At 64.7% G+C, this 3,123-nt stretch carries 4 protein-coding genes and 2 pseudogenes; 5 read left to right on the forward strand and 1 reads right to left on the reverse strand.

Going from position 1 to position 3,123, the window contains the following annotated elements; translation table 11 throughout:
- A pseudogene (locus tag AC1D00_RS33690) lies at nucleotides 1-83 on the reverse strand (DUF1217 domain-containing protein); the annotation flags it as partial.
- A 143-nt stretch (nucleotides 84-226) separates the two neighbouring features.
- Here AC1D00_RS33690 and motA point away from each other — a divergent pair.
- The 5 genes and pseudogenes from motA to AC1D00_RS33715 form a co-directional block, all read left to right on the forward strand.
- Nucleotides 227-1,123, forward strand: coding sequence for a flagellar motor stator protein MotA (gene motA / locus AC1D00_RS33695; protein WP_135175751.1), 897 nt, complete (start codon nucleotides 227-229; stop codon nucleotides 1,121-1,123).
- Entirely contained in the window at nucleotides 1,120-2,061 is a 942-nt protein-coding gene (locus AC1D00_RS33700; RefSeq protein ID WP_135175750.1) for a flagellar motor switch protein FliM, read from the forward strand. The genes motA and AC1D00_RS33700 overlap by 4 nt, the downstream gene beginning before the upstream one ends.
- On the forward strand, nucleotides 2,042-2,356 hold the full coding sequence (locus AC1D00_RS33705; RefSeq protein WP_027546104.1) for a hypothetical protein: 315 nt from the start codon (nucleotides 2,042-2,044) through the stop codon (nucleotides 2,354-2,356). Before AC1D00_RS33700 ends, AC1D00_RS33705 begins: the two co-directional genes overlap by 20 nt.
- 76 nt (nucleotides 2,357-2,432) lie before the next feature.
- Nucleotides 2,433-2,807 (forward strand): flagellar motor switch protein FliN, encoded by a 375-nt coding sequence (fliN, locus tag AC1D00_RS33710; RefSeq protein ID WP_477013644.1) that lies wholly within the window; start codon nucleotides 2,433-2,435, stop codon nucleotides 2,805-2,807.
- Between the two features lie 2 nt (nucleotides 2,808-2,809).
- Nucleotides 2,810-3,123 (forward strand): annotated as a pseudogene (locus AC1D00_RS33715) (flagellar motor switch protein FliG); the annotation flags it as partial.

The raw sequence follows: 3,123 nt of genomic DNA on the forward strand, positions 1-3,123 counted from the left end.
ACATCGGGCTGCTTCGCGACCTGCGTCATCGACTTGCCCAGGTCCTGGGTCAATCTGGTGTAGTCCGCGATGGTGGATAGCATGACCCGCGCCTCTTTGGCCGCAATTGCGACTGCGTCCCAAGCTGCCGCGAATTGCTTGCGTGAGGCTGGCGATGCGGGAAGCCAGCCTCGCGCAAGCGTCGCCGACTAGATATTCCCGGTGGGATCGGCGATGGAGTTGCGCGTTGCTCAGTTTCGTGGGGATTTTCATCACGGTGGCGGCGCTGCTCGGCGGATTTGCCGCCATGGGCGGGCATCTGGCTGTGCTCATGCAGCCGTGGGAGTTCGTGATCATCATGGGCACCGCGATGGGCACCTTCATCGTGGCCAATCCGTGGAAGACGGTCGTGGATACCGGGGTCGCCTGCATGCAGGCCATCACCGGCGCGGTGCCGGGGCAGCGCTACTATCTCGACCTGCTCGGGGCGCTGCATGCCCTGATGCGCGAGCTGCGGGGCAAGGGCCGCAACGAGGTCGAGGCGCATATCGACGATCCCTCGTCCTCCGAGATCTTCAAGGCGTTCCCGAGCGTGCTCGGCGACCCGTCGCTGCTCCAGTTCATCTGCGACTATGTCCGTCTCATCATCATGGGCAATGCGCGCACGCACGAGATCGAAGCGCTGATGGACGAGGAGATCCACACCATCGTGAAGGGCAAGCTGGCGCCCTACCATTCGCTGGTGACGGTCTCCGAGGCGCTGCCGGCGCTCGGCATCGTCGCCGCGGTGCTCGGCGTCATCAAGGCGATGGGCGCGCTCGACCAGTCGCCGAAGCTGCTGGGCGGCTTCATCGGTGCGGCCCTGGTCGGCACTTTCGCCGGCATCTTCCTGTCCTACGGCATCATTTCGCCCTTCGCGATGAAGATCAAGATGACGCGCGAGAAGAAGTGCCGGCCCTACATCATCGTCAAGCAGACGCTGCTGGCATTCATGAACGGCGCCATGCCGCAGATCGCGGTCGAGCACGGTCGCAAGATGATCTCGAGCGGCGAGCGGCCCTCGATCGACGTGGTCGAGAACGAGACGATCGCGGGTCCGAAAGCCGTCGTGGCCGACGCCGAACCGAAGGCGGCACGCGCATGACGATGGAAGACGTCGAAGTCGATCAGCGGAAGCAGCTACCGAACTACCTGCTGGACGCGGCCGGCATATCGATCGAGCGTATGCCGATGCTCAATGTGATCTTCGATCGCATGGCGGCATCCTGCACCGACAGCCTACAGCCGATGGCGGGAACGCCCTGCTATTTCTCGGTCAACGGCATCACCAATGATCGGGTCGGCGACATCATCAAGGACTACGAGGCCAATGCGGTCGCCGCCGTGCTCTATGCCGAGCAGTGGGACTCCCGCATCATCATCATGCTCGACCGCGACTTCGTGTTCACGATGGTCGAGGCGATGTTCGGCTCCGATGGCGCCGAACCGCCGCTCGACGTCGAGCGCTCGTTCTCGAACATCGAGATCCGCCTGGTCCAGGCGCTGTTCGACCGTTTCGCCAAGGCGCTGCAATCCGCCTTCGCCGGCACCTCCAACGTCACCTTCCGTGTCGAGCGGGTCGAAACCGCGATGGCCTCGCTGGCGATCGGGCGGAGCGGCAACATGTCGATCTGCGCGAACATCATGCTGCAGGCGCTCTATCGCGGCGGCCAGATGTTCCTCATCATTCCGCACTCCGCGCTCAACCCGCTGCGCCAGAAGCTCGCCCATGTCGTCGTCAGCGACGGCCGTGCGTCCGATCCGCGCTGGCGCGAGCAGATGGAGAGCGAGGTCCACCGCACCGAAGTGACGTTGAGTGCGGTGCTCGACGAGAAGATGGTGACCCTCGGCGACGTCGTGAAGTTCGAGGTCGGGCAGGTGCTCGAGCTCGAAGCCACGCCGCGCACGCTGGCCCGCCTCGAAAGCAACAACCAAGTGCTGTTCTGGTGTCAGATCGGCCAGCTCGATGGCTATTACGCCATGCAGGTGGCAGATCCCGTGGATCAGAAACGGGAGTTCGTCGATGATATCCTATCTCGTTGATGCGGTGCTGCTGATTGCGCTTGCCTTCACCAGCATGCGGGTGACGCGGATGCACCGCGAGCTGGCGCGGTTGCGCAGCTACCAGGGAGAATTCTCGACCATCGTCCACGAGACGGCGGGCGCCTTCGACACCGTCATCACCGCAGCGCACGACTCGACCGCGAATCTCGGACGGCTCGCCAACGTGCTGAGCACGAAGATCGACCAGGCCAATGAGGCGATCGCGGCGCTCGACGCCAGGAGCGGACTCGCGTCCGCAGCGACCGCGGGCGGCGCCGACGTGAACAAGCATTGAAGCCGAGGCCGGCGAACCAAAAACGACCGGAACGCCGCGGCGCTCCGGGAGCGGAAATACCAAGAGGCGATACCACATGGCGCAATCCTTCGACTATGAGTCTGCATCTGCATCGGAAGAGACCGAGACGTCTCCGCTGGAGCGGCTGGCCGAGATCGCCGCGCGCACGGCCGAGGAGAGCGGCAAGTTGGCCAATGTCGATGCCATCCTGCGCATTCCTGTCACCATGCAGGTGGTGCTGGGTTCGGCGACCATTCCGGTGGCGAACCTGATGAAGCTCGGGCGCGGCGCGGTGGTTCCGCTCGATCACCGGGTCGGCGAGCCCGTCGACGTCGTCGTCAACGGCCGTATCGTCGCCCGCGGCGAGGTGGTCGTCGTCGAAGAGGACAATTCCCGCTTCGGTGTCTCGCTCACGGAGATCGTTGGACCGCTGGGGCAGGGTGATACCTGACCATGGCGGCACAGGTGGGCATCGCTCCCGTCAAGCAGCGAGGCGTTGCCGCGCTGGGTGGTACGGAAAAGGTCGCGGCGCTCCTGCTGGCGATGGGCCGGCAGGCGGCCGCGAGCGTGCTCGCGCAGTTCGAGCCGCAGGATATCCGCATCGTGACCAAGGCCGCGGCCGAGCTGCGGCCGATCACCGCGCAGGAGCTTGAGTCGATCGTCGAGGAGTTCGCCCAGCAGTTCTCGATGGGTGCCAACATTCTCGGCACGCTCGGCGGCCTCGAGGCCGTGCTTGGCGATGTGCTTCCCGCCGACCAGGTCTCGGC

Source organism: Bradyrhizobium sp. P2_E8 (assembly GCF_056403875.1).

Bases quoted from the DNA above. Each gene is read 5' to 3' on its own strand.
- AC1D00_RS33700 (WP_135175750.1), top strand. From the start codon at position 1,120: ATGACGATGGAAGACGTCGAAGTCGATCAGCGGAAGCAGCTACCGAAC.
- AC1D00_RS33705 (WP_027546104.1), top strand. From the start codon at position 2,042: ATGATATCCTATCTCGTTGATGCGGTGCTGCTGATTGCGCTTGCCTTC.
- fliN (WP_477013644.1), top strand. From the start codon at position 2,433: ATGGCGCAATCCTTCGACTATGAGTCTGCATCTGCATCGGAAGAGACC.